At 63.2% G+C, this 3,971-nt stretch carries 3 protein-coding genes; 2 read left to right on the forward strand and 1 reads right to left on the reverse strand.

The window, feature by feature from the left end:
• Window positions 1–123 precede the first annotated feature (123 nt).
• Complete coding sequence (locus tag ACO2Q5_RS23755; RefSeq protein WP_423295682.1) at window positions 124–435, reverse strand: ETC complex I subunit; 312 nt, start codon at window positions 433–435, stop codon at window positions 124–126.
• A 168-nt stretch (window positions 436–603) separates the two neighbouring features.
• Between ACO2Q5_RS23755 and ACO2Q5_RS23760 the strand changes: the two genes are divergently transcribed.
• The gene (locus tag ACO2Q5_RS23760) at window positions 604–1,416 is read left to right on the forward strand and encodes a hypothetical protein (RefSeq protein ID WP_423295684.1); all 813 of its coding nucleotides are present in this window, start codon (window positions 604–606) and stop codon (window positions 1,414–1,416) included.
• Window positions 1,417–1,507: 91 nt separating this feature from the next.
• A complete protein-coding gene (uvrB, locus tag ACO2Q5_RS23765) occupies window positions 1,508–3,691 on the forward strand; it encodes an excinuclease ABC subunit UvrB (protein WP_423295686.1) in 2,184 nt (727 codons plus the stop codon).
• Window positions 3,692–3,971 lie beyond the last annotated feature (280 nt).

Raw genomic sequence — 3,971 nt, forward strand, 5'->3', positions numbered from 1 at the left:
CCTCCTGTTCCTTGATCATCCCGATGATTTGCGCCTCGGTGAAACGGCTTTTCCTCATGTCGTCTGCTCCTTCTCAGGTTGGGCAGACTCTACATCACAGCGAGGGATCTTCCGGGGGGCAGGTCAGTGGGTCCAGGCGCCTTTGCGGTCATTGGCGAAATTCTCGCCATAGCCGCGGGGGCGGATATTGTATTTACGGGCCTGCGGCTCGGTCACGGTATAGTCGATACCCTTGGACTGCGCATAGGCCTCGGCCTCTTCGCGGGTGTCAAAGCGCAGCCGGATCTGGGTCTGCGTTTCGCTGGTGGAGGTCCAGCCCATCAGCGGGTCGATCTCGCGCGCGGAGGAAGGCGCGAATTCCAGAACCCAGTTCTGCGTCTTGGCGGTGCCGGACTGCATGGCGGTCTTGGCGGGCTGATAGATACGGGCGCGCATCGAAAACTCCGGGACTCGTTGCCTTTTCGTATCAGCCAAAGACCTTCGGAATGCAAGCACCGGGTCGCGCAAACCCCCTCTTTACAGGTCGGTGCTGCCGGGCAATCTGGCGCGGCCCGTGTGGCGCCGGACCGGTGGGCCGAAGATAATTCCGGCGGGACATATCAGATGCGTTTGCAATCGCTTCTTTCCGCGGGCCTCGGGCTCGCACTTGCCGTTGTGGCGCCGGCCGCCATGGCACAGGACTTCGACGTCAGCCCCTATGCCACCGTCAAGGGTTGGCAGGTCGATGTCCTCAGCACCGATCAGGGCTTTCTGGGCTGCGCCGGGTCCATCCAGCAAGCGCCGGGCTACTTGATCCTGATGCGCACGGGGGACGGCTGGATGCTGCGCGTGCCGTCGACCCAGACCGAAAGCTATGCCGGGGTGCTGATCACCATTGACGGGCGCGCGATCGAGTCGCAGGCGGGCTTTACCCCCGAAGGGGCGGCCGAACTGCTGGTGACCGATCAGGCGGCGGGTTGGATCGCCAATGGCTCCTCTCTGACGGTAGAGGTGGATGGCGACCAGACGACCCGCTGGGTTCTGTCCGGATCTGCCGCGATGATCGGCAAGGTCAACGAATGCTATGCCGGGCAGGGGCAGGCCCCGGCCAAGCCTGCGACGAAGAAACCCGCCGCCGTGGTGGAAAGTGATGCACAACGCATGGGCGCCGACTGCCCCGCCGTGGGCGAGGTCGTGTCGGGCGGGAACACCACCGCGGCCAATGTGACCTTCTACAACGCCTCTGACGTGGCGGTGTCGATCTACTGGCTGGATTTCAACGGCGTGCCGGTCGAATACGCGGGCTTGCTGCCGGGCGAGCAATATGTGGTGGACACCTGGACCGACCATTACTGGCTGGCCAAGGACTTTGACGGCAATTGCCGCGGTGGCGTGATCCAGCCCGCGCCGGGGGCCCATGTCTGGGAAATCCACTGATCCGGCCGGACGGGGGCGGGCGGCGCCTGCCCCCTCTTGAACCGGAACAAAAAAGGATCAAATGTGATCCTTCGCCCCCGGGGAGAGACCCATGCACAACAACCGTCCCGATCATATGCCGATGCTGTCGCAGCCGCAGCGGCGCGAAAAGCTGGAGGGTGGCAAAAGGTTCGTCATGCAGACGCCGTTTCAGGCGGCGGGCGACCAGCCGACGGCAATTGCGGAACTGTCGGCCGGGGTGATGGCCGGAGAGCGGGATCAGGTCCTGCTGGGCGCCACCGGCACCGGCAAGACCTTTACCATGGCAAAGATCATCGAGGAGACGCAGCGCCCGGCGATCATCCTTGCGCCCAACAAGACGCTGGCCGCCCAATTGTACGGGGAATTCAAGGGCTTCTTCCCCGACAACGCCGTCGAATACTTCGTGTCCTACTACGACTACTACCAGCCCGAAGCCTATGTGGCGCGGTCGGACACCTATATCGAGAAGGAAAGCCAGATCAACGAACAGATCGACCGGATGCGCCACTCTGCCACCCGGGCGCTTCTGGAGCGCGATGATGTGGTGATCGTCGCCTCGGTCAGTTGCATCTACGGCATCGGCTCGGTCGAGACCTATTCGGCCATGACGCAGGACCTGGTCACCGGGCAGAACTACGATCCGCGTCGTATCATCGCCGAACTGGTCGCGCAGCAATACCGGCGGCTGGAGACCAGCTTTCAACGCGGCGCCTTCCGGGTGAAGGGCGATGTGATCGACGTCTGGCCCGCCCACCTTGAGGACCGGGCATGGCGGTTCAGCTTTTTCGGGGATGAGCTGGAAAGCATCATCGAATTCGACCCGCTGACCGGGGCGAAAACCGGCAGCTACAAGCAGATCCGCATCTATGCGAACAGCCACTATGTCACCCCGCGCCCCACGCTGGCGCAGGCGATCCAGGGCATCAAGGCAGAGCTTGCACAGACCCTGAAGCGGTTCGAATCCGAAGGAAAGCTGCTGGAGCTTCAGCGGCTTGAGCAGCGCACCCGGTTTGACCTTGAGATGATGGAGGCCACCGGCTCCTGCGCGGGGATCGAGAACTATTCCCGCTGGCTCACGGGGCGCGGCCCGGGCGAACCGCCGCCCACACTGTTCGAATTCATCCCCGACAATGCCATCGTCTTCGCCGACGAAAGCCACGTCACCGTGCCGCAGATCGGCGGCATGTATCGCGGCGACTACCGGCGCAAATACACCCTTGCCGAGCATGGCTTCCGCCTGCCCAGCTGCATGGACAACCGCCCGCTGAAGTTCGAGGAATGGGATGCGATGCGCCCGCAATCGGTCTTCGTCAGCGCCACCCCCGCCGCGTGGGAGATGGAACAGACCGGCGGTGTCTTCACCGAACAGGTGATCCGCCCGACCGGCCTGATCGACCCGGAGGTCGAGAATCGTCCGGTGGAAATGCAGGTCGATGACCTTTTGGACGAAATCCGCCGGGTGGCGGCCAAGGGTCTGCGGGTTCTGGTCACCACGCTGACCAAGCGCATGGCTGAGGACCTGACCGAGTATTTCCACGAACAGGGCATCCGCATCCGCTATATGCACTCGGACATCGACACGATCGAACGCATTGAAATCCTGCGCGATCTTCGGCTGGGCGCCTTTGACGTGCTGGTGGGGATCAACCTTCTGCGTGAGGGGTTGGATATTCCCGAATGCGGGTTGGTGGCCATTTTGGATGCCGACAAGGAAGGGTTTTTGCGGTCTGAAACCTCGCTCATCCAGACCATCGGGCGGGCGGCGCGGAATGCCGAGGGGCGGGTGATCATGTATGCCGACCGGATCACCGGCAGCATGGAACGCGCCATGGCCGAAACGGACCGGCGGCGGGAAAAGCAGCAGGCCTACAACAAGGCGCACGGGATCACACCGCAGACCGTGCGGAAGAATGTCGAGGATGTGCTGGCGGGCCTCTGGGCGGGCGACACCGATCAAAGCCGCGTCACCGCCAAGGTGGAAAAGGCCAATGTCGGCCAGAACCTTGCCGCGCATCTGGATGCTTTGCGCGCCGCGATGCGCAAGGCGGCCGAGAACCTGGAGTTCGAGGAAGCCGCGCGCCTGCGCGATGAGGTGAAGCGGCTGGAAGCGGTGGAACTGGCCGTGGCCGACGATCCGCTGGCCCGGCAGGAGGCCATTGACGAGGCGGTAGAGGAGGCGGTGAAATCCTCCGGGCGGTCGACCGCAGGCCGGGCCGGGCAACGCGGCGGGAACAAGAGCCGGTATCGGAAATAGAGCCGCGGTCCTTCTGCGCCGCCCGTTCATGGCCGAATCGTTAAATTTTGGTTAACGTCTTCGGGTATTGGTTAATATCCGGACCCGGCCATGCATTTTCGCGGCCTCGCTTTCATCATCTTTGTGCTTGCCGCTGCGGCGCCGCGGGCTTCGGGGGCGTTGTTGCGTTAATCGGATGGAGGCCAAGGTGACCCTTTCCCGCTCTGCGTTCAGCGAACGGCTGTGATCTCGGCGGTGCCGAGGGCGTTGTATCTGTTCATGATGGCGATGCGGATCTGGA

Source organism: Neotabrizicola sp. VNH66, assembly GCF_049445895.1.
GTDB lineage: Bacteria > Pseudomonadota > Alphaproteobacteria > Rhodobacterales > Rhodobacteraceae > Pseudogemmobacter.